Annotated in this window: 21 protein-coding genes; 10 read left to right on the top strand and 11 right to left on the bottom strand. The window is 64.6% G+C overall.

The genetic code is table 11. From position 1 onward, the window contains the following. Positions 1–364 precede the first annotated feature (364 nt). Positions 365–748 carry a DUF4031 domain-containing protein gene (locus tag BCEP18194_RS27915; protein WP_011354637.1) on the top strand — a complete coding sequence of 128 codons (384 nt, stop codon included), beginning with the start codon at positions 365–367 and terminating at the stop codon, positions 746–748. 4 nt (positions 749–752) lie between these two features. On the opposite strand, the gene BCEP18194_RS27910 is transcribed toward BCEP18194_RS27915, so the two are convergent. From BCEP18194_RS27910 to BCEP18194_RS27905, 3 genes are all read right to left on the bottom strand, one after another. Next, positions 753–1,013 carry a hypothetical protein gene (locus tag BCEP18194_RS27910; RefSeq protein WP_157687260.1) on the bottom strand — a complete coding sequence of 87 codons (261 nt, stop codon included), beginning with the start codon at positions 1,011–1,013 and terminating at the stop codon, positions 753–755. A gap of 30 nt (positions 1,014–1,043) precedes the next feature. Then, complete coding sequence (locus tag BCEP18194_RS41375) at positions 1,044–1,262, bottom strand: hypothetical protein (protein WP_157687258.1); 219 nt, start codon at positions 1,260–1,262, stop codon at positions 1,044–1,046. A 216-nt stretch (positions 1,263–1,478) separates the two neighbouring features. Further along, positions 1,479–1,688, bottom strand: coding sequence for a hypothetical protein (locus tag BCEP18194_RS27905; RefSeq protein WP_011354636.1), 210 nt, complete (start codon positions 1,686–1,688; stop codon positions 1,479–1,481). A gap of 36 nt (positions 1,689–1,724) precedes the next feature. Here BCEP18194_RS27905 and BCEP18194_RS40275 point away from each other — a divergent pair, with 36 nt between their 5' ends. Then, positions 1,725–2,024, top strand: coding sequence for a helix-turn-helix transcriptional regulator (locus BCEP18194_RS40275; RefSeq protein WP_341864869.1), 300 nt, complete (start codon positions 1,725–1,727; stop codon positions 2,022–2,024). Here the strand turns inward: BCEP18194_RS40275 and BCEP18194_RS27900 are convergent. Both BCEP18194_RS27900 and ribA read right to left on the bottom strand, forming a co-directional pair. Then, the gene (locus BCEP18194_RS27900) at positions 1,969–3,243 is read right to left on the bottom strand and encodes a tyrosine-type recombinase/integrase (protein ID WP_011354635.1); all 1,275 of its coding nucleotides are present in this window, start codon (positions 3,241–3,243) and stop codon (positions 1,969–1,971) included. The two genes, BCEP18194_RS40275 and BCEP18194_RS27900, sit on opposite strands and share 56 nt — an antisense overlap. Positions 3,244–3,464: 221 nt before the next feature. Continuing rightward, positions 3,465–4,115, bottom strand: a complete 651-nt coding sequence (gene ribA / locus BCEP18194_RS27895) for a GTP cyclohydrolase II (RefSeq protein WP_011354634.1) — start codon at positions 4,113–4,115, stop codon at positions 3,465–3,467. Between the two features lie 177 nt (positions 4,116–4,292). On the opposite strand from ribA, the gene BCEP18194_RS27890 reads away from it, so the two are divergent. Further along, on the top strand, positions 4,293–4,754 hold the full coding sequence (locus tag BCEP18194_RS27890; protein WP_011354633.1) for a CBS domain-containing protein: 462 nt from the start codon (positions 4,293–4,295) through the stop codon (positions 4,752–4,754). Positions 4,755–4,908: 154 nt separating this feature from the next. Here the strand turns inward: BCEP18194_RS27890 and BCEP18194_RS27885 are convergent, their stop codons facing one another. Next, positions 4,909–5,238, bottom strand: coding sequence for a DUF4148 domain-containing protein (locus tag BCEP18194_RS27885; protein WP_011354632.1), 330 nt, complete (start codon positions 5,236–5,238; stop codon positions 4,909–4,911). A 512-nt stretch (positions 5,239–5,750) separates the two neighbouring features. On the opposite strand from BCEP18194_RS27885, the gene BCEP18194_RS27880 reads away from it, so the two are divergent. Beyond that, a complete protein-coding gene (locus tag BCEP18194_RS27880) occupies positions 5,751–6,149 on the top strand; it encodes a GreA/GreB family elongation factor (protein WP_011354631.1) in 399 nt (132 codons plus the stop codon). Positions 6,150–6,325: 176 nt separating this feature from the next. On the opposite strand, the gene BCEP18194_RS27875 is transcribed toward BCEP18194_RS27880, so the two are convergent. Beyond that, positions 6,326–7,411, bottom strand: a complete 1,086-nt coding sequence (locus tag BCEP18194_RS27875; protein WP_011354630.1) for a porin — start codon at positions 7,409–7,411, stop codon at positions 6,326–6,328. Between the two features lie 608 nt (positions 7,412–8,019). Between BCEP18194_RS27875 and BCEP18194_RS40265 the strand changes: the two genes are divergently transcribed. After that, a complete protein-coding gene (locus BCEP18194_RS40265) occupies positions 8,020–8,394 on the top strand; it encodes a YXWGXW repeat-containing protein (RefSeq protein ID WP_011354629.1) in 375 nt (124 codons plus the stop codon). Between the two features lie 500 nt (positions 8,395–8,894). Here the strand turns inward: BCEP18194_RS40265 and BCEP18194_RS27870 are convergent, their stop codons facing one another. Next, positions 8,895–9,281 carry a winged helix-turn-helix transcriptional regulator gene (locus BCEP18194_RS27870; RefSeq protein ID WP_011354628.1) on the bottom strand — a complete coding sequence of 129 codons (387 nt, stop codon included), beginning with the start codon at positions 9,279–9,281 and terminating at the stop codon, positions 8,895–8,897. 336 nt (positions 9,282–9,617) lie between these two features. On the opposite strand from BCEP18194_RS27870, the gene BCEP18194_RS27865 reads away from it, so the two are divergent. The 4 genes from BCEP18194_RS27865 (at position 9,618) to BCEP18194_RS27855 (ending at position 13,171) form a co-directional block, all read left to right on the top strand. After that, positions 9,618–10,094 carry a nuclear transport factor 2 family protein gene (locus BCEP18194_RS27865; protein ID WP_011354627.1) on the top strand — a complete coding sequence of 159 codons (477 nt, stop codon included), beginning with the start codon at positions 9,618–9,620 and terminating at the stop codon, positions 10,092–10,094. 222 nt (positions 10,095–10,316) lie between these two features. Beyond that, the gene (locus BCEP18194_RS27860) at positions 10,317–11,132 is read left to right on the top strand and encodes a helix-turn-helix transcriptional regulator (RefSeq protein WP_011354626.1); all 816 of its coding nucleotides are present in this window, start codon (positions 10,317–10,319) and stop codon (positions 11,130–11,132) included. A 144-nt stretch (positions 11,133–11,276) separates the two neighbouring features. Further along, positions 11,277–11,435: a hypothetical protein gene (locus BCEP18194_RS41370; protein ID WP_157687256.1), complete on the top strand. Its 159-nt coding sequence runs from the start codon at positions 11,277–11,279 to the stop codon at positions 11,433–11,435. A 110-nt stretch (positions 11,436–11,545) separates the two neighbouring features. Beyond that, on the top strand, positions 11,546–13,171 hold the full coding sequence (locus BCEP18194_RS27855; RefSeq protein ID WP_011354625.1) for an amidohydrolase: 1,626 nt from the start codon (positions 11,546–11,548) through the stop codon (positions 13,169–13,171). A gap of 19 nt (positions 13,172–13,190) precedes the next feature. On the opposite strand, the gene BCEP18194_RS27850 is transcribed toward BCEP18194_RS27855, so the two are convergent. The 3 genes from BCEP18194_RS27850 to BCEP18194_RS27840 form a co-directional block, all read right to left on the bottom strand. Then, entirely contained in the window at positions 13,191–13,802 is a 612-nt protein-coding gene (locus tag BCEP18194_RS27850; RefSeq protein WP_011354624.1) for a cysteine hydrolase family protein, read from the bottom strand. Positions 13,803–13,974: 172 nt separating this feature from the next. Further along, positions 13,975–15,225, bottom strand: coding sequence for an MFS transporter (locus BCEP18194_RS27845; protein WP_011354623.1), 1,251 nt, complete (start codon positions 15,223–15,225; stop codon positions 13,975–13,977). Between the two features lie 156 nt (positions 15,226–15,381). Further along, positions 15,382–16,698 carry an MFS transporter gene (locus BCEP18194_RS27840; RefSeq protein ID WP_011354622.1) on the bottom strand — a complete coding sequence of 439 codons (1,317 nt, stop codon included), beginning with the start codon at positions 16,696–16,698 and terminating at the stop codon, positions 15,382–15,384. Positions 16,699–16,994: 296 nt separating this feature from the next. Here BCEP18194_RS27840 and BCEP18194_RS27835 point away from each other — a divergent pair, with 296 nt between their 5' ends. After that, positions 16,995–17,912, top strand: coding sequence for a LysR family transcriptional regulator (locus BCEP18194_RS27835; protein WP_041493234.1), 918 nt, complete (start codon positions 16,995–16,997; stop codon positions 17,910–17,912). Positions 17,913–18,105: the final 193 nt, after the last annotated feature.

Raw genomic sequence — 18,105 nt, 5'->3', positions numbered from 1 at the left:
TCTGCGATTTACGCGTCAAGGAAGCTTCCGTACCCGGAAAATGGGCGCCATGCAATCTCGTACCGAACGTACGCGCGCATGAATTCGGCAGCTTCTGCCATGCGGTACTGCTGATCTTGATGGTGACCCTCGGATTGCCAATCCGCTCTGCGTTTCCGCTGAAGCGTGACGAGAGCTTCGTACGCCGCGTCACGTTCCATTGCCTGTTCCCAAGTTGGCATAGCTGCCTCCGAATACTTTCACGAGGACAGCGTAGCACGCACGGAACCGGAAAAATCAAGCTGGCATCCGGGCGAGTGATAGTTGTATGTCCTGACTCTGCGCCTCCAGGTCGCCACCTCCCATACCAGCTCCTGGAGTCATGATGGCCGTCTATGTCGACGACATGTACCGGCACGAGATCGGCAAACTCGGCCGGATGAAGATGTCGCACCTCATTGCCGATACGACCGAGGAACTGCTCGCCATGGTGCGCGAGATCGGCGTCAACCCGAAATGGATTCAGCATCCCGGCACGCGCGACGAGCACTTCGACATCGCCATCAGCAAGCGTGCCGCGGCGATCGCCGCCGGTGCCATTCCAGTAACCTTTCGCCAGTGCGGCGCGATGAACAAGCGGAGGAAGGTCACGGGATCGCTTGGATCGCCGACCGATGCTATCGAATGGCTTGAGCGGTTCGTCGCGGAGCGGCGAGATTCACGCGCTGCTGCACCTAGCGCGATAGACAGCTCGAACGCCACTTCATGAGCATCTAGACGCGATCTAGCTGCTCTTGAGCGATCTGAAATCCAGAATCGAAAGCTTCTTCCATTCGATCGGCTTTCCACTGCCCGACAAGGTGAGTGCCGTCGATATAGATGTGGAAAGGCCACTTGTCAGAGAGCGAATCGTAACCGGTCACCACTTCAATTTTGCGGCCCTTGTAAGTGTCCTCTTGAACATTCCGAACACCCGTCTGCGTCTGTATCCGCACCATGCCCCCCCCCCAATCTAGGATCTCGAGCAAATCCAATCTTGCGAAACGAGTCTCCAGCGCCCCAGATCAAGGAGAGAGAGCTCGCAGTTTGGCCGTTGCCATATCCTCACCAGCATTGCGTGCTTCAAGCTCCGAAGGGAATTCCTGGGCCCATTGTGGCGAATCGCCCTTCGGCACACCGTTCGGCAAAATCCATACTGCAACAACAAACATACCAGGTTGCAAACTCGGGCGTAACGTCAAATGAGCAGTGTGTGTTTTATCGACGATTTTCCAGTTAGACATGGCGAACTCTCCTTGCGGAATGCGCTGAACACTAACTCCATTGGCACACTAAATTTTGCAACTTGCGAAGACACGACACCAGAGCATCAACAACAACAAGAAGGCCATTGATGCAAGTGGGGGCGCGACAACCCAGATCAACAGACCAAGGCCGAGCCAATCTTTCACGGACTTACGTCGCCGCGGCGTGTTTTTGTTCACGTTGCCCCTGCTTGCTCAACCGTACCGGCTAAGCCATTCAACCGAGAATTGCCTCGCGTAATCGACGGCCTTAGTTTCGGAATCAAACTCACCCAGATTCCGGAACGCAGCCTCCCGGCTAAATCCCAGCTTCGTTACCTCGACCTGGGCGGCGTACTTGCCGTCCTCCGTCACACGCGGTTCGCAGTTCATCTCGTACCCGCGCATTACAAATTTCTTCTGCATTGATTCAACGCCTTTTTGAGACAGAGGAATCGTAGCATGTCCGCATCCACCAAAATGAAACCGCTCTACCTCGATCTACCCGCTGTGGCGACCGCTCTTTCACTGTCGGAGGCGACCGTCCAGAAACTCGTAAGGGAGAACAAATTTCCGAAGCCGCGGCTGCTCTCCGATCGGCGAGTTGCCTGGCTAACGCGCGAAGTTGAGGCCTGGGCGGAAGCGTGCCCGGAATCGGATCTCGCGCCTCCACCCAACACCGGCCACAGCAATCGCCGCCGGCGCGCTACTTCCTCGGATACTTCAACGCAAGCTCGTCAAGAAACTGTCCAAGGCGCGTGAGCCATTCACGCCGCTCGCGGTCGTAATGGTGCCGGTTATACACGCCGGCCACGCCTGGCTGAATATGGCCGAGCACCGCCTCTGCGACATCATGGGGACAACCAAGCGCCGCGAGCATCGTGCGGGCGGTACGGCGCAGATCATGCGGCGACCAGTGCGTTACCGTCAGGCGCGGCCGATTGTGATTGGGAGCTTGTTTGCAGTATGGCTGATGGTAGTAGACGCCATGCGAAATGACGGTCTGTTTCATCATTTCGCCGGTCGAGGTCGGGAACAGAAATCCGTTCACGGCCTGTTCCTTGCGCCGTCGCACAATGGCCTCGGCGCGACCGGTGATCGGAACCCGCAAGTCTCCCGCCTTCGAGCGCCACGAGTTCTTTGTCTTTTCCTTCGGCACAGTCCACCAGAGGCCATCGCTTTCGTCCGCGATTTCGTGCGCCTCCATCGAAATGATTTCGCCTCCGCGGGCACCGGTCCACAGGTACAACGTGATCGCGTCGGAAACCGTTAGGCTCATATTCGGGAGCCAGCGGAGCAAAGTGCCGACTTCGTCCTCGCTCAAAACTCGCTTTTTTGTACCCATGGCGACGCCGTCGATCGTGCGCCCCTTGCTGCGCAGCTTTCCGCGCAGAATCATCCGCCACCAGTTCGGCGTGCCGTCGGGCAGTCGTCCGGCATCCATTGCATAGTCCCACGCCCCACCCAGTTCCATACGAAGGCGAGCCGCGAGCGCTGGCGTGGCACGAAAGGAATCGAGAAACTCGAAAGCCTGAGCGCGGGTAATCGACGCGGCGGCAACCGTCTCGATTGGGCCGAGCATCGCTTTGAACATTCGTCGGACCTCGACCACACCCTTGTCCTTGCGGTTCGGCTCCAGATAGCCACCCATATAGTCGAAACACACTTGCTTGACGGTATAGGCGTCGACGGCCCGAGAAATGGCGACTGCAGTGCGCTTCTCGCGCTTTGCCGCGGCAGGATCTGCGCCGGCGTCACGGTCGGACCGCTTTCGCTCCCACTCTGCGATGGCAGCAGGAAAGCCCATAGCTGGCCATTCGCCAAGCTTGACCTGGCGCATCCGGTCGTCAATGGGGGATTTGTAGCGGTAGATCCATGAGCGGCGGCTTTCACTCGCCTGGAAGCGGAGCCCCGGGAATCCGTCAAAGGTCAGGTGTTGGCCCGCAGGAAGCTTGCTCGCGGTGCGTGCATCGAATCTCATCGGCGGTCGGCGTAGGTTTTTATTGGATGCCGGGACCGCAGCGTAGCTTTTCGGTCTGGCCCGTCAAAATGCTACGCTAGAGTGCCAAGTTTTCGCCTGTTTCGTCAAGTGCAGACAAGCCACCTGGAAAACGCAACTTTCGGCTCAAACCCTTTACCAGAAAGCCTCTAAGGCACAAAACCTAGATGAGACAAGGGGCTCCGAAGAGCCCCTTGATTCTGTCACTCGTTTTCTTCGAAGTAATGCCCGAACTTCGTCTGCTTCGTGCGGATATAACGCTCGTTTTCCTCACGCACGGGCACCGCAAGCGCGACGCGTTCGCAAACCGGAATACCGTGCTTCGCGAGCGTGTCGAACTTCGCCGGGTTGTTGCTCATCAGCCGCACGGACGTCACACCGAGGATCCGGAGGATCGCGGCGGCCGAATCATATTCGCGGGCGTCATCGGGCAGGCCGAGGTCGAGGTTCGCCTCGACGGTGTCGCGCCCCTGCTCCTGCAGCGCGTACGCGCGAATCTTGTTGCTCAGGCCGATCCCGCGCCCTTCGTGGCCGCGCAGATACAGCAGCACGCCGCGGTCTTCGGCCGCGATGTAGCGCAATGCGAGATCGAGCTGCTCGCCGCAGTCGCAGCGGTACGAGCCGAATACATCACCGGTCAGGCATTCGGAATGGAGGCGCGTCAACACGGACTGCTCGCCGGCGACGTCGCCCATCACGAGCGCAAGGTGTTCGGCATCGCTGCCGGATACGCGGAAAGCGTAGGACGTGAACGTACCGTAGCGCGTGGGCAGCGACGCGGTGGCGACGAGCGTCACGCACTCGTCGGCCTGGCCGTTGCCCAGCGTGGGCGATTGGGGACGCGAAGACATCATGAATTCAATCGAAACGTTCAGGAATGTAGGAGTTGTGTGGATAGTGCGTGACCGGAGTTTACCGCTAATCTGGAATCGTCACGCGACTGCCGCCACCTGCGCGGCTATACTGGGCCCATCGGGTGACAAGCATCACACCCTGCCTGCCCAGCAACGACCTGCACACGGAGAAAGCGAATGAGCACGACTGTCGCGCAACTTCTCAAGGCCAAGCCGGATTCGGGCCGCACCATCTACACCGTCACGAAGACCGATCTCGTCTACGACGCCATCAAGCTGATGGCGGAAAAGGGCATCGGCGCGCTGCTGGTCGTGGACGGCGACGACATCGCGGGCATCGTCACCGAGCGCGACTACGCGCGCAAGGTCGTCCTGCAGGACCGCTCGTCAAAAGCCACCCGCGTCGAGGAAATCATGACGGCGAAGGTGCGCTACGTCGAACCGTCGCAATCCACCGACGAGTGCATGGCGCTGATGACCGAGCACCGGATGCGCCACCTGCCCGTCCTCGACGGCGGCAAGCTGGTCGGCCTCATCTCGATCGGCGACCTCGTCAAGAGCGTGATTGCCGATCAGCAGTTCACGATCAGCCAGCTCGAACACTATATCCACGGCACGCCCGCGGTCACGTCCGCCTGACCCGCTCCAGCAAAAAAGGCCCAAACGCGCGAGCGTCTGGGCGGAAAGCCGCCGGAATGCGGCGACGGAGGTTCTGCTCCTGCGGGCGAATGACGCGCACAACCGGTGCGCGTCTCGTCGATCAAGCGGTGCGCTCGGGCAGACCCGGGGGCGTTCAGTTGCCGAAGTAGACCGAGTTCACGGGATTCGGTGCTTCGCGCGTCATGCGACGGCCGGCCTGGCCGGCACCCGTCGCCACGGCACCGTAGCCGCTCGTATCGGCTTGCGCGAGCATCGGCTGGTTCGGTTGAATGCGTTGCTCCGCGGCCTGGATGTTGTCCGGATACTGCGAATCGCTCGCCAGCGGCTTGTAGCCGTTCTGTTCGAGTTGCACGAGCTCGGCCTTGACCTGATCACGGGTCAGCCCCTGCTCGGACTGTGCAAACGATGCGATCGGGGTGGCAATGACGGATGCGGCGATAGCTGCGTAGATGACCGACTTCATGATTTACCTCCGGTATATGTTCTCTTATGGCGTCGCCTCGGCAGGACTGTCTGAAGCGATTGAATCCAGTGTAGTTCTCGCCAACCCAAGGGGAAACCCTTAGTTTGAACATACAGCGTTGCGATTTTGACAAAAATCGCCGGCGAATCCCGAACGATATCGTCGCAACTTGCTTCACCTGCACAACAATCGCTGACGAAATGCCGACAGCCAAATCACATATCCCAAAGGTTGTGTTGTAGAATCGTAAGGTTTTATTCGCCAGTCGATTTCCCATCCACCATGTACGCGCTCACGCCCCTTTCGGTTTCGCCGTCCGGCCCGGCCGGCGTGCGCGCGCACGCCGGTCATCCGGCGCATCCCCTCGCTCGACGCACGGCCCAGGCGCCGCTCGCCCCTGCCCGGCGCCTGATCTGACGGCTCGGTCTCCTCCCGGAGCCAGGTCAGACAGGCTCCGGGCGATCCCCATAGGCACGCCACGCCTGCCCCTGCCGATCATTTGGAGAACTGCCATGAAACAACGCCTTTACCAGTTGACCGAACTCGACGTTGCTCGCCTCGAGAAGCACGCCGAACACAACCCGCGCTTCCAGACGATGCTCGATACGCTTCTTGAGCGCGCCGACATCGTCCAGCCCGACGCCATCAAGGCGAACGTCGTCACGATGAACTCGCAGATCACGCTGCTCGACGAAGCGACCCAGGAACAAGCCACCTGGACGATTGTTTACCCGGATGCCGCCAATCTCGAGCTCGGCCGCCTGAACGTCTTCTCGCCCGTCGGCATGGCCCTGCTGGGCACCCAGCGCGGCCAGATGGTCAAGGTGACGCAGCCGAGCGGTGCCGAAAAGCTGATGAAGGTCGCCGCGATCGTGTTCCAGCCGGAAGCCAACGGCGAATACACGCGCTGAGCCACTGCCGCCGGCACCGCGCCGCAGCGGCGCACAACGAAAAAAGCGAGGCACTGGCCTCGCTTTTTTTGCGTCCGGACGACGTGAATCGTCGCCATCACATTCCGCAGACGAAAAAAAAGGCGCCCGAAGGCGCCTTTTTCGATGCTGCGAAGCGGGTTACCCCGCCGTCACGCTTAGAAGCGGTGACGCAGGCCAACCGTTGCTGCGGTTTGGTTGATCGACGAGCTCGACGCGGTGTCGAGGTTGCCGTTGTAGATGCCCGTGCCAACAATGTTGTTGCCCTTCGCGCCACGCTGGTACACAGCTTGTGCGTAGACGTCGGTGCGCTTCGACAGAGCGTAGTCAGCTTGAACGCCGAACTGGTTCCAGTGCGAGCTGCCGTTGTTGACCTTCGCGTTCGTGTACGTGTAAGCAGCACCCAGGCCGAGAGCCGGCGTCAGGTTGTACTTTGCGTTGACTTCGTAGTTGTCAGCGCGCAGCGTGCCAACGCCGTTAGCTTGGTTGTCGATACGCGATTGCGTCCATGCAGCGCCGACTTGTGCCGGGCCGAATGCGTAACCAGCAGCAGCGCCGTACGTACGGACGCGGCCTTGTGCGTTGATCGACGATGCACCGTTCGTGTTCGAACCGTCGCCCAGGTTAGCTTGCGAGTATGCAGCTGCGAGCTTCAGGCCTTGGAACTGGTATGCAGCACCCGCGCTGTATGCACGGTTGTTGCCGAAGTTCGTGTTGTTCGAGAACGAGTACGTGCCGCCGAATTGCAGGCCAGCGTAGTTAGCGCTCGTGTACTTGATCGAGTTGTTCAGCGCGACGTCGCCGTTCGTGCTCAGACGATCGTTGTTGATCGGGTGCGCGAAGTACGTGCCGCCCCACGAGCCCGTTGCCGTCAGCGGCGCCAGGTAGTCTTGCGTTGCGTCGTATTGCTTACCCAGCGTAACCGTGCCGTACTGGCTCGACAGGCCAACGAAAGCCTGGCGGTTGAACATGCCGCCGTTGTTGCCCAGCTTGCCGTTACCGATGTTGAAGCCGCTTTCCAACGTGAAGATTGCCTTCAGGCCGCCACCGAGGTCTTCCGAACCACGCAGGCCGAAACGGCTTTGGTCAACGCCCGAGCCCATCGACCACAGCGACTTGCCGCCGACGTTGCTTTGGTAGGTGATGCCTGCGTCCAGGACGCCGTACAGCGTGACGCTGCTTTGTGCGTGAGCGACGGTAGCAAACGATGCTGCAGCTGCTGCAACGATCAGAGTCTTGTTCATTCGTGGAGCTCCCTTCTAAAAAGAGGCAGGTCTCGCGACCTTGTTCATAAACGGTCTGCAACCGCCCGGGAGCGCCATCGATCCTGCTGGCCGCGCCCGGATAGTTGCCCGTTTGGGAACCGTGAGTTTAGGGGTGTACCCTAGGGGAGCGATCCGCAAATAAAGAAATAAGCTTTTCCAGAACTAGAAATAATAGAAATGGGGCCGCGTTATAAGTATTTGTTTTGACGTTTGTTTTTGACTTCTTGACGGGGGCATTTTGGAGGCTTCCATCGCACCATTCTTTCATGTCATCGTCTTGACGGTTGCATAGAAACAACAAACGGATTCGGTGCGACACCCTGGAATCGGCAAATTTTACCCGATTTGGTCTCGAATTTCAGGCCCCGGGCATCTAAAACGCATTCGTCAGCCAGTAAACAGGGCACGACATTCGTTCAGCGGGTCGCATCCCCCGTCAACCACACATACAGAAAGGCCGGCCTCCACTTGCCGACGGCTTTCCCGCCCGCCGTGACACACGGTAACAGCCTTAACCGCTGGCGTAACCCGGCCGGCCGACTGGCAGGCTAATGTAAGGCAGCCTCGAATACAGAACAGGACACGCCATGAATCGACGCTCGTTGTTACGCGCCATCGGATTGACCGCCGCCTTCGTTGGCACCGGCGGCTGGCTCCGCGCTGCCTCGGCCCAGCCCGCGCCGCCCGTGTACCGGCCGTCCGGCCCGAATCGCGTGCCCGGCGGCCCGCCCTATCCGGACCGCCCGGGCTTCGCACCGCCGGCCGCCCGGTATGACCGCCGCCCGCCGCCGCCGCGACCGCACGGCTATATATGGACGGACGGCTACTGGCGCTGGCAGCGTGGCCGCTATATATGGGTGTCCGGCCGCTGGGTCTCACGGCGCCCCGGGCGCCGGTGGGTGCCCGGCTACTGGCGCCGCCAGGGACAGGTGTGGATCTACGTCGACGGTACGTGGCGATAGGCAGCCACCCGACGCCCGGCCGGTGGCAGGCCCGGGGCCGGGGCCGGGGCCGGGCGGCGCGAGCGAACCCGTGCCGTTCGGCCCCGACATCGTGATGCCCGGCAGGCGCCTCCGCGAATCCTGCCCCACCCCGCCCCGATGCCCGCGCGCAAACCGAGGGCGAGGCTTTCGGTCACGCAAACTCGACCATCGACCTGCTCGCCGATCTCCGGCACACCATCCCGCCTCGACCGGATCCTGCCGCACCTGTCATGCGCGATGCAGCGGAAGACCGCCGTTTCGGTCGCCACGGAGCGTGCCCCCGCAAGCGGGGCATTGCCAGCGCATTGCCGGCTTCGGGATGGCCGGGACACACCAAAGCACCAGCCCCCCATCTCGACCAGATCATTCGGATAACGAAATCATGCGATGGCGATACACGTGCGCTTCTGCCATGTCTCGTCGCACCACACCCGATCCGCAGCACGACGCCCTTCGACGAGACAGCGCAAGCGCCCCGCTCAGCGCCCGCTGCCCTCCAGCTCCCGTGCACGACGTCGCGCGACGCAGATCGCGCGATGATGTTCGTCGGCCCACCGGATCATCGCCTGCATCGGCGTCAGGAACGAACGCCCGAGGTCGGTCAGCGCATATTCGACACGCGGCGGCACTTCTGCGAACAGCGTGCGACTGACGAAGCCGTCCTGCTCGAGCCGCTTGAGCGTGCGCGACAGCATCTGGTTCGACACATCGCCGATCGTACGGCCGAGTTCGTTGAAACGCATCGTCCCGCCGGACAGCGTCTCGAGCACGAGCAGGCTCCATTGGTCGCCGATGCGGTCGAGCACATCGCGAATCGGGCATGGCTGGTCGAGTTCGACGGGTTCATCGGCGGGCGGAAACGACATGACTGGATTCTCTTTCAAGGGCAACGCATGGTCAGCGCGGTGTGACCTGTTCACACCGCGCTGACTTCTTGTGACGGGTTCGCGGCAACTGTACCATTCGATCGGCCCGACAGCCGCGCGGATTCGCCAGTTCAACGAAGCATGACGACGGCGCGCAGCCTCGCCCGATCCGTATCGTGATGATGCGGGCCGGGCGGTGAATCCCTCGCGTCGACAAGGCTCGTGTATCCGCAACCATGCGCCGTCGCCCGCCGATCGCCGATCGTCTCGGCAGGCTCGGCCCGCCGTCGCGCCTCGCGCACCCACCCACGCTTCGTCAGACAAGGAACCCGCTACATGTCATCGCTCCGCTCCCCCGTTCGCGCCGTTGCCGCGCTCGTCCTGCTGGCCGCGTCGACGGCCGCGCTGGCCGCCGGCCCGGCCACGCGCGACCTGGCCGCCGAGGAAGCCAACCGCCAGCTCGTGCTGACGTTCTACGACCGCTTCTTCAACAAGCACGAAGCCGTCGAGGCCGCCGCCGTCGTCGCGGACGACTACAAGCAGCACAACCCGCACGTACCGGACGGCAAGAAGCCGTTCGTGTCGTACTTCGTCGGCGCGTTCCAGAAAAACCCGGCATCACGCGCACGCATCGTGCGCAGCGCAACCGACGGCGACCTCGTCTACCTGCACGTGCATGCGACCGAGCGTCCGGGCGACCGCGGCGAAGCGGTCGTCGACATCTTCCGCGTGAAGGACGGCAAGATCGTCGAACACTGGGACGTGATCCAGCCGGTACCGGAAAAGTCCGCGAACGCGAACACGATGTTCTGACGCGCGGGGCCCGCACGTGGTGCACAACGATGCACACCACCCGTCTACGGGGGTCGGCCACCCGCCGGGCAAGCGCGAATGCCCCGCGCCGGCGAAGTCCCCTACAATCGAGCTTCGCCGCCGCGCCGGCCTCCGTCCCGCCTGACCGCACCGCCAGCCGGCGCGCCGTCGCAAGCGAAGCACGGCCGGCATGGGCGGCCGTTCGCGCAGACGGTGTCAACGATGAGCCCCGCCCATATTTCCCTCAGCAATGCCGGCGACCTGGTCGCCAGCCTCGGCAGTCCGCAGTTTCCCGCCCGGCTCTGGGCGTGGCTGCGCGAAACCGTCGACCCGCAGTCCCACTACAGTGTCGCGACGCGCTACCGCCGCGATGCGTCGTCGCAGTCGGTCGACAGCGTCGAGGTGCTGTTCTTCGCCGGCGGCGACGATCCCGACGGCACACGCTACGCGCTCGATCTGTATACACAGGGCGACTGGCGCACCGACACGCTGCTTCCGCATATCGAGCGCGCCACCGATTCGCAGCTTGTGTTCTCGTGCAACGAGGACATCGATACGGCGACCGAATACGGCCGCCATTTCGCGCTCGGCGAACTCGGTGAAGACTGCACGCTGATCGGCAGCGAGCGCGACTATGTCTATGCGTTCTCGCTGTTCCGCCGGCGTGGCCAGCCGTCCTATACGCTGGCCGAGCTGGCGCTGCTGCGGCAACTCGGCGATTTCGTGCTGCCGCTCCTGATCCAGCATGCGCGGCTCGCACGCCTGACGCCACGCTCGGACGACGGCGCGCTGCTGCAGCGCTTCGAACAGCGCCTGTCGGCCAGCGGCGCGGCGCTGTCGCAGCGCGAACGGCTCGTGTGCCGCGCGGTGCTGCAAGGCCAGCCCGTCCCGCAGATCGCCGATACCCTCGCGCTCAAGCCCAGCAGCGTGCGCACCTACCTCGGGCGCGCGCTCGCGAAGCTCGGCGTCGCGAACCGCGCCGGACTGTTCGCGTGGTGCGTGACCGACGAGGAACCGCCGGCGGATCGCGGTCAATAGACGGCACCTCCACGTCGCTGCAATCCCGCCCCACCGCCTTTGTCGCGCGTTGTCCTCAAAACGATGACAGACAGCCGGCCGCCCCGCTCCTAGTATCTGACTCACCCGGCGACAGGAACGCGTCGGATATCACGGAGACACGGAATGCCGAATACCGGATGGACGCCGGCCTGCACGGCCGCGCGCGCGTCGCCCATCGATCTGCCGATCCAGACCTGGCGGCGCGATCGGCATGACGCTCCGGCGGCGGCCGGCCTTCACCACGACGCATCGCCGCGCCTGCCGCACTGCACCGGCACCTAGCCGCCCCCACCCCATTCCAACCCGACCGGGTTCACGCGACCGGACGAGCCACACGGCCCGCCCGCCGGACACGTGCGCCCGTCGAACATCCCCCCATCCGGAGGAGACACATGCAACACGCCGATACCGTCTATCTGAACGGCCTGCTTTACACGGGCGACGCGCAGCGCCGCTTCGCTCAGGCGCTGGCCACCCGGGACGGCAAGATCGTCGCCGTCGGCCGCGACGACGACATCCGCCAACTGGCCGGCCCCGCGACGCGCATCGTCGACCTGGCCGGCAGGCTGATGCTGCCGGGCCTCATCGACGGCCACGTGCACCCGCTCGAAGGCCACCAGATCCTCGGCGACTTCGACCTGTCCGGCATCAACGATCCCGACACGATCCTGCAGCGCATCCGCGCATGCGCCGATGCGACGCCGCACGAACCGTGGGTCTATCTCGGCGGCGCCAACCTGGCCGCATTCGGCGCGTATCCGACCCGCGAGCTGCTCGACCGGATCGTGCCCGACCGGCCGCTGCTCGTGGTCGGCTTCGACGTGCACAGCGGCTGCCTCAACACGAAAGGCCTCGAAGCGGCCGGCATCCACGCCGACACGCCGGACCCGGCCGGCGGCGTATACGAGCGCGATGCGTCCGGCGCGCCGAATGGCGTCGTGCACGAAGCGGCGTTCTACCGCGTGTGCCCGATCATTCCGCAACTGAGCCCGGCCGGCTACCCGAAGTCGCTCGCGAAAGCGCACGCGATGGCGCACGGTTACGGCATCACCGGCTGGTTCGACGCGCGCGTCGAGGAGGCCGAGCTCAAGGCTTATGCCGACGCGCAGCGCGCGGGCACGCTGAAGGTGTACATGAGCGCGGGCCTCTATGCGAACCCGCGCCGCGATCCGCGCGAGCAGATCGAGCGCTTCACGAGATGGCGTCGCGAGTACGAATGCGACAACCTGCGCCTGCATACGGTGAAGATCTTCGTCGATGGCGTGCCCGAATCGAAAACCGCCGCGCTGCTCGAGCCGTACGCCGGCACCGACGATTGCGGCCTCGCGCTGTGGAGCCAGGACGCGCTGAACGAGATCTGCCTGCTTGCCGATACGGCCGGCTTCGACCTGCACTTCCACACGCTCGCCGACCGCGCGGTGCGCATGACGCTCGACGCACTCGAATACGTCCAGATCCGCAACGGCATGCGCGACCGGCGTGCCCAGCTCGCGCACCTGCAGATCGTCGATCCGGCCGACATGAGCCGCTTCAACCGGCTCGGCGCGATCGCCAGCGTGCAGACGCTGTGGACGGCCGCGCGCGAGGAGCAGCAGCAGCTCTATCGCGACCTGCTCGGCGCGGAACGCACTGCGCGCAACTATCCGTTCCGCAGCCTGCGCAACGCGGGCGCGATGCTCGCGGCCGGCTCCGACTGGTCGGTCAGCACGATGGACCCGATGCAGATCATCCAGACGGGCGTCACACACCTGCTGATCGACCAGCCCGACAGCCCGCCGTGGAATCCGCACGAACGCCTCGACCTGCTCACGATGCTCGAGGCCTATACGGTGAACACCGCGTATGCGTTGCGCTTCGACGACTGCACGGGCTCGCTCGAAGCAGGCAAGGACGCGAGCTTCACGATCCTCGACCGCAATCCGTTCGCGCATCCGGTCGAGACGTTCGCGCAGACCCGCGCGATCGAGACGTGCTTCCGCGGCGAAGTCGTGTACGCCGCGCCGGGCTGGGCCGACTGAGCGTCGACCCGGGCCGTCGTCAGGCGACGCCGAGCGCCAGCACCTGCTCGGTCGTCAGCACGTCGCCGAACGTGTCCGACAATGCGGCCAGCGTCGCGCGATGGAGGTCGCGGTGCGATACCGTGCCGCCGTCCGCGATGTCGAGGTCGCGCGTCGCGCATGCGTCGTCGACGACGATCACCGCGTAGCCGAGCGGCACCGCATCGCGTGCCGCGCCGGCGACGCATGCATGCGTCATCAGGCCCGTGACGATCAGCGTGTCGATCCCGGCCGCCTTCAGGCGCGCATCGATGTCCGTCGTCGGGAACACGCTCACCGACGTCTTTTTCACCACCGAGTGATGCGCCGCCGGCTGCAGGTCCGCATGAAAGCGGAAGCCGTCGCTGCCGTCGGCGAAGATCGGGCTGTCGGCCGTATCGACGTGCTGGACGTGAAACACCGGAATGCCCGCGCGGTCGGCGAACGCGATCACGCGCTGCGCATTGCCCAGCGCGCGCGCCCCCTCCGGAATCGGCAGGCGGCCGCCGAAGTATTCATTCTGGAAATCGATCACCAGCAGCGCGGTGCGGGCGGCGGCGATCGACGTCGGCGCGGTCGCGCCCGCCAGGGTACGGATGGTCGGATGTTGCATGGGTCGCTCTCTCGGTTGGCATATCGAAGGAACGGCGTGCCGGGCCAGCCGGCGCCGCCGGACGCGGCCCGATGCTCCCGGGACGCGAGGCGCCAGTGTCGGGCCGCGCGGCCTGGCGCGACAGCCGCGCACGGGACAACGTCCGACAGGATCGGGCCAACGTGGAAACCGCCTACGACAGCGCGGCGGTTCGCGCACCCGGCTGCGTGCGGCCGTACGCGACCATCATCGCGAAGCTGAGCAGGAAGCCCACGCCACCGATCAGCAGCAGGCCGATCTCGCCGAACACGGGCAGCAGGTTCGTCAACGCGCCCGTGACGACCCACGCGACGGCCATCACCGAACCCGCGACGCCGAGCACCCAGCCTTGCCGGTCCTCGCTGACCGCATCGGAAAACGCCGTATACATCGTCGTATACGCGACCATGTCGAAGCAGCCGACGACCATCGCGAGCGCCCACAGCACCGGCTCGTGCGGGAACAGCGCGGACAGGACCTGGCCGATGCCCGCGACGAGCAGGCCCGCCTTCGCGATGTCGACCACGCGCCACACGCGCAGCATCAGCCGCACGACGAACAGCAGCCCGAACACGAAGCAGAGCCCGATTACGCCGCTGAACAGCCCGAGCCGCGCGCTCGTGTAGCCGAATTTCGCCTGCAGCAGCAGCATGATGGTCTGCAGGTAGAGCCCGTAGCCGACCTGCATCAGGAAGAACACCACCGACAGGAACGCGACGTTGCGCTGGCGGGCGGCCTCCCCGATGATCCGCAGCGGCAGCAGTGGGTCGATGCGCGTGTCGCCGCGCGGTGCGGCCGAATCGCGATACGACGCCCAGGTCCAGAACGCGCAGACCAGCGACAGCGCGGCGACCAATACGAACGGCGTGCCGTAGTCGAACAGCGGCGAAATCGTGCGGTCGGACGTCACGCCGCCGAGCACGGGGCCGACGATCACGCCCGCGCTGAATGCGAGCGACATGATGCTCATGTTGTACGCCTTGTTCTCCGGCGTGCTCAGGTCGGTGATCGCCGCCTGCGCGATGCCCTGGCAGCCGGCCATCAAGCCCGTAAGCCCACGGCCGGCCAGCAGCAGCGCGACGCTCGCATGCCACGCGCCGGCCGCCATCATCGCGTAGCCGGCCGCGAGACCGAGCACGCACAGCAGCAGGATCCTGCGGCGGCCGTAGCGATCCGACAGGTCGCCCATCAGCGACGAGCCGAAGAACATGCACAACGGGTAGATCCCGTAGCCGAGACCCAGGTAGAAATTGCGCGCATGCGCGCCGGCGTCGGCCGGCAGGATGCCCGCGTGCGGATCGCTGAAGATCGCGGACATCATCGGATACACGAGCCCGAAACCCATCGCGTCGATCGCGATGGCGAGCAGGCAGGGGCCGAGCAACTTGTAGTCGAGCCGGGACATGGCGACCTTCCGGACAGAGTGGATGATCGCCCAAGCGTAATGACCGGACGGCGGCCGCGGTAGGCCGCCGCCCGCGATGCTAAGCATCGGCAGGACCGATACCCTGCCTGCCGCCCGCGCCGATGGCTCGCCGGTGCGGGCAGCAGGCAGCGGCCGCTACTTGGCGCTCACCGGCTCGCCCTGAAACTGCCGGCGTGCGAGCACGCACGGCGCGCCGTCGTGCATGAACACGCTCGCGAGCAGCCCGAACGATGCCGCGAACAGCACGTACCACGCGGGTGCGACAGGCGATCCGCTCGCGTGCGTCAGCCACGTGACGATGAACGGCGCGAAGCCGCCGAACACCATCACCGCGACGTTGTAGGCGAGCGCGATGCCGGTCGAGCGCGAACGCGTCGCGAACTGCTCGGCGAGCGTGGTCGGCGCGGGCCCGTAGCAGATGCCGATGATCGTGCAGATCACGAGCTGCATCACGAGCAGGCGCCCGATGCCCGGCGCGGCGGCCAGCCACGTGAACAGCGGATACGTGACCGTCAGCAGCGCCAGCGAACCGGCGATCAGCACGGGACGCCGGCCGATGCGGTCGGACACGAGCGCCGCGAACGGGATCGTCACCGTCAGCAGCGCAACCGCCGCCATCTGTACCTTGAATACCTGGTCGAGCGGCAGCCCGAAGGTCTTGTGCACGAACGTCGGCATGTTGACGAGCATCACGTAGAACACGGCCGTGCCCGTGATCGTCTGCCCCATCGACACCAGCACGCCGCGCAGGTTGTCGCGCAACACGCCCGACACGCTCGCCGGCGGCTCGACGGTCGACTTGCTCGCGTCGAGGAACGCCTCGGTCTCCTCCATGTGCCGGCGGATCCACAGGCCGACCGGCCCGATCAGCAGCCCGAGCGCGAACGGCACGCGCCAGCCCCAGCTATGCAGCGCCGCCTCCGACAGCGACTGCGTGGCCCACGCGCCCATCGCGGCGCCGGAGAACACCGCGAGACACTGGCCGATCAGTTGCCACGATCCGTACAGCCCGCGCCGGTTCTCCGGCGCGCTTTCCACGAGGAACGCTGTCGCGCTCGCGTATTCGCCGCCGGTGGCGAAGCCCTGCAGCAGCCGCGCAACGACGATCAGGACTGGCGCCGCCGGGCCGATTGCCGCGTACGACGGCGCGAACGTGATCAGCGCGATCGACAGCGTCATCAGGAAGATGATGAGCTGCATCGCGGCCTTGCGGCCCTTGCGGTCCGCATAGAGCCCGAGCAGGATGCCGCCCACCGGGCGCATGAAGAAGCCGACGCCGAAGGTCGCGAGCGACATCAGCAGCGATGCGTACTGGCTCTCGGCGGGAAAGAACAGCCGCGCGATGATGCCGGAGAAGAAACCGTAAACGATGAAGTCGTACCACTCGAGGGTGTTGCCGACGACAGCGGCAACCACCTGCCGATGCCGCGAGTTCCGACGTGAGTCGCGCATGCTTGTCTCCTGCAGTCTCATGGCGCCGCGCCGCATGCGTGCCGCGTTCCTTGGCTGGCATGGGCGAACCGGCTGTTCGTATCGCCGGCCGGTGAGGCACGGGCCCGCACCATCGGCGTAAAACGATCATAGGGACGCCGAAAACCCGCATCAATTAATGCCCGCGGCAGATGATTAGCCGGAGATTAAATGTTTCCCCGCCGGGCTCCGCCATGCGAAAACCCCGGAAATTCGCGCATTGTTGCAACCCCGGTTCTGCGGCAGAATCGTCGGCCGCCCTTCCCGTCGTCCGCACCATGCGCAACCGCATCAACGAAGAGATCACGTTCCGCAAGCTCGAGGTGCTGCTCGCCTTCATGGAAGCCGGCAGCCTCGCGAAGGCCGCCGAGGCGCTGGGCGTCAGCACGGTCAGCGTGCATCGCGCGCTGCACACGCTCGAGGAAGGGATGCACTGCGCGCTGTTTCGCCACGAGGGGCGGAACCTGATTCCGACCGACGCCGCGCTGGTGCTTGCCGAAGTCGCGGGCGAAGTGCTCAAGACGATGACGGACGGGATCCGCTCGACGCGCGAGGCGGCCGGCTACGGCGCCGGCCAGTTGAAGATCGGTTCGCTCTACTCGCTGACGATCCGCACCGTGCCCGAAGTCGTGATCGCGTTGAAGGAACGCCGTCCCGAGCTGCAGGCCGAGCTCGTGCTCGGCTCGAACGCCGACCTGCTCGACAAGCTCCGGCAAGGCGCGATCGACGCGACGCTGATGGCGCTGCCCGAACCGGACGCCGAGATCGAATCGATCGCGCTGTTCGAGGACGAGATGTTCTTCGCCGCACCGATCGACTCGCCGTACGCGCGGCACGACGCAATCGATCTGTGTGCGTGCGGCGACGCGCCGTTCGTGTCGCTCGGCGAAGGCTTCGCGACGCATCATGGCTTCACGGAAGCGTTTCGTTCGGCCGGCGTCACGCCGAACGTCGTGATGCGGGTGGGCGACATCTTCTCGCTGATCAACCTCGTGTCGGGCGGCGTCGGCTGTTCGCTGCTGCCCGGCCGCGTGCGCGACCTGTTCGCGCACAAGATCGCGCTCGTGCCGCTCGCCGGACCCACGATCCGCCAGACGATCGGCTTGAGCTTCCTGCACCGGCGCGAACGCGACCCGAACCTGCTCGCACTCGCGACCGTGTGCCGGATGACGGTCAAGGGGCCGAACGCGCGTTAGCGTGCGGATCGCCCGGCCGACAGCGCGCCCCTTCTCCGTTCGGCTTCGCACACCTGCATCGTCGCGCCCTGGCGCGCGTGCTCACCCGTCACGCCACGACAAAGCGCGCGCACTCATCCGTTTGGACGGCACGCGGCGCGCGCTTTGTTGCGATCATGGCCGTCAATCATCGCGCGGCACGCACACGTGCGTC

Origin of the sequence: Burkholderia lata, from assembly GCF_000012945.1 — a bacterium.
In the GTDB taxonomy this organism is placed as follows: domain Bacteria; phylum Pseudomonadota; class Gammaproteobacteria; order Burkholderiales; family Burkholderiaceae; genus Burkholderia; species Burkholderia lata.
The sequence above is the reverse complement of the archived record's forward strand: the minus strand, read 5'-3'. Positions and strand labels throughout refer to the sequence as shown.

Bases quoted from the DNA above. Each gene is read 5' to 3' on its own strand.
- BCEP18194_RS27890 (WP_011354633.1), top strand. From the start codon at position 4,293: ATGAGCACGACTGTCGCGCAACTTCTCAAGGCCAAGCCGGATTCGGGC.
- BCEP18194_RS27835 (WP_041493234.1), top strand. From the start codon at position 16,995: ATGCGCAACCGCATCAACGAAGAGATCACGTTCCGCAAGCTCGAGGTG.
- BCEP18194_RS27840 (WP_011354622.1), bottom strand. From the start codon at position 16,698: ATGCGCGACTCACGTCGGAACTCGCGGCATCGGCAGGTGGTTGCCGCT.
- BCEP18194_RS27885 (WP_011354632.1), bottom strand. From the start codon at position 5,238: ATGAAGTCGGTCATCTACGCAGCTATCGCCGCATCCGTCATTGCCACC.
- BCEP18194_RS27900 (WP_011354635.1), bottom strand. From the start codon at position 3,243: ATGAGATTCGATGCACGCACCGCGAGCAAGCTTCCTGCGGGCCAACAC.
- BCEP18194_RS27860 (WP_011354626.1), top strand. From the start codon at position 10,317: ATGAGCCCCGCCCATATTTCCCTCAGCAATGCCGGCGACCTGGTCGCC.
- BCEP18194_RS27850 (WP_011354624.1), bottom strand. From the start codon at position 13,802: ATGCAACATCCGACCATCCGTACCCTGGCGGGCGCGACCGCGCCGACG.
- BCEP18194_RS27855 (WP_011354625.1), top strand. From the start codon at position 11,546: ATGCAACACGCCGATACCGTCTATCTGAACGGCCTGCTTTACACGGGC.
- BCEP18194_RS27875 (WP_011354630.1), bottom strand. From the start codon at position 7,411: ATGAACAAGACTCTGATCGTTGCAGCAGCTGCAGCATCGTTTGCTACC.
- ribA (WP_011354634.1), bottom strand. From the start codon at position 4,115: ATGATGTCTTCGCGTCCCCAATCGCCCACGCTGGGCAACGGCCAGGCC.
- BCEP18194_RS27905 (WP_011354636.1), bottom strand. From the start codon at position 1,688: ATGCAGAAGAAATTTGTAATGCGCGGGTACGAGATGAACTGCGAACCG.
- BCEP18194_RS27865 (WP_011354627.1), top strand. From the start codon at position 9,618: ATGTCATCGCTCCGCTCCCCCGTTCGCGCCGTTGCCGCGCTCGTCCTG.
- BCEP18194_RS27880 (WP_011354631.1), top strand. From the start codon at position 5,751: ATGAAACAACGCCTTTACCAGTTGACCGAACTCGACGTTGCTCGCCTC.
- BCEP18194_RS27870 (WP_011354628.1), bottom strand. From the start codon at position 9,281: ATGTCGTTTCCGCCCGCCGATGAACCCGTCGAACTCGACCAGCCATGC.
- BCEP18194_RS27845 (WP_011354623.1), bottom strand. From the start codon at position 15,225: ATGTCCCGGCTCGACTACAAGTTGCTCGGCCCCTGCCTGCTCGCCATC.
- BCEP18194_RS41375 (WP_157687258.1), bottom strand. From the start codon at position 1,262: ATGTCTAACTGGAAAATCGTCGATAAAACACACACTGCTCATTTGACG.
- BCEP18194_RS40275 (WP_341864869.1), top strand. From the start codon at position 1,725: ATGTCCGCATCCACCAAAATGAAACCGCTCTACCTCGATCTACCCGCT.
- BCEP18194_RS40265 (WP_011354629.1), top strand. From the start codon at position 8,020: ATGAATCGACGCTCGTTGTTACGCGCCATCGGATTGACCGCCGCCTTC.
- BCEP18194_RS27915 (WP_011354637.1), top strand. From the start codon at position 365: ATGGCCGTCTATGTCGACGACATGTACCGGCACGAGATCGGCAAACTC.
- BCEP18194_RS41370 (WP_157687256.1), top strand. From the start codon at position 11,277: ATGCCGAATACCGGATGGACGCCGGCCTGCACGGCCGCGCGCGCGTCG.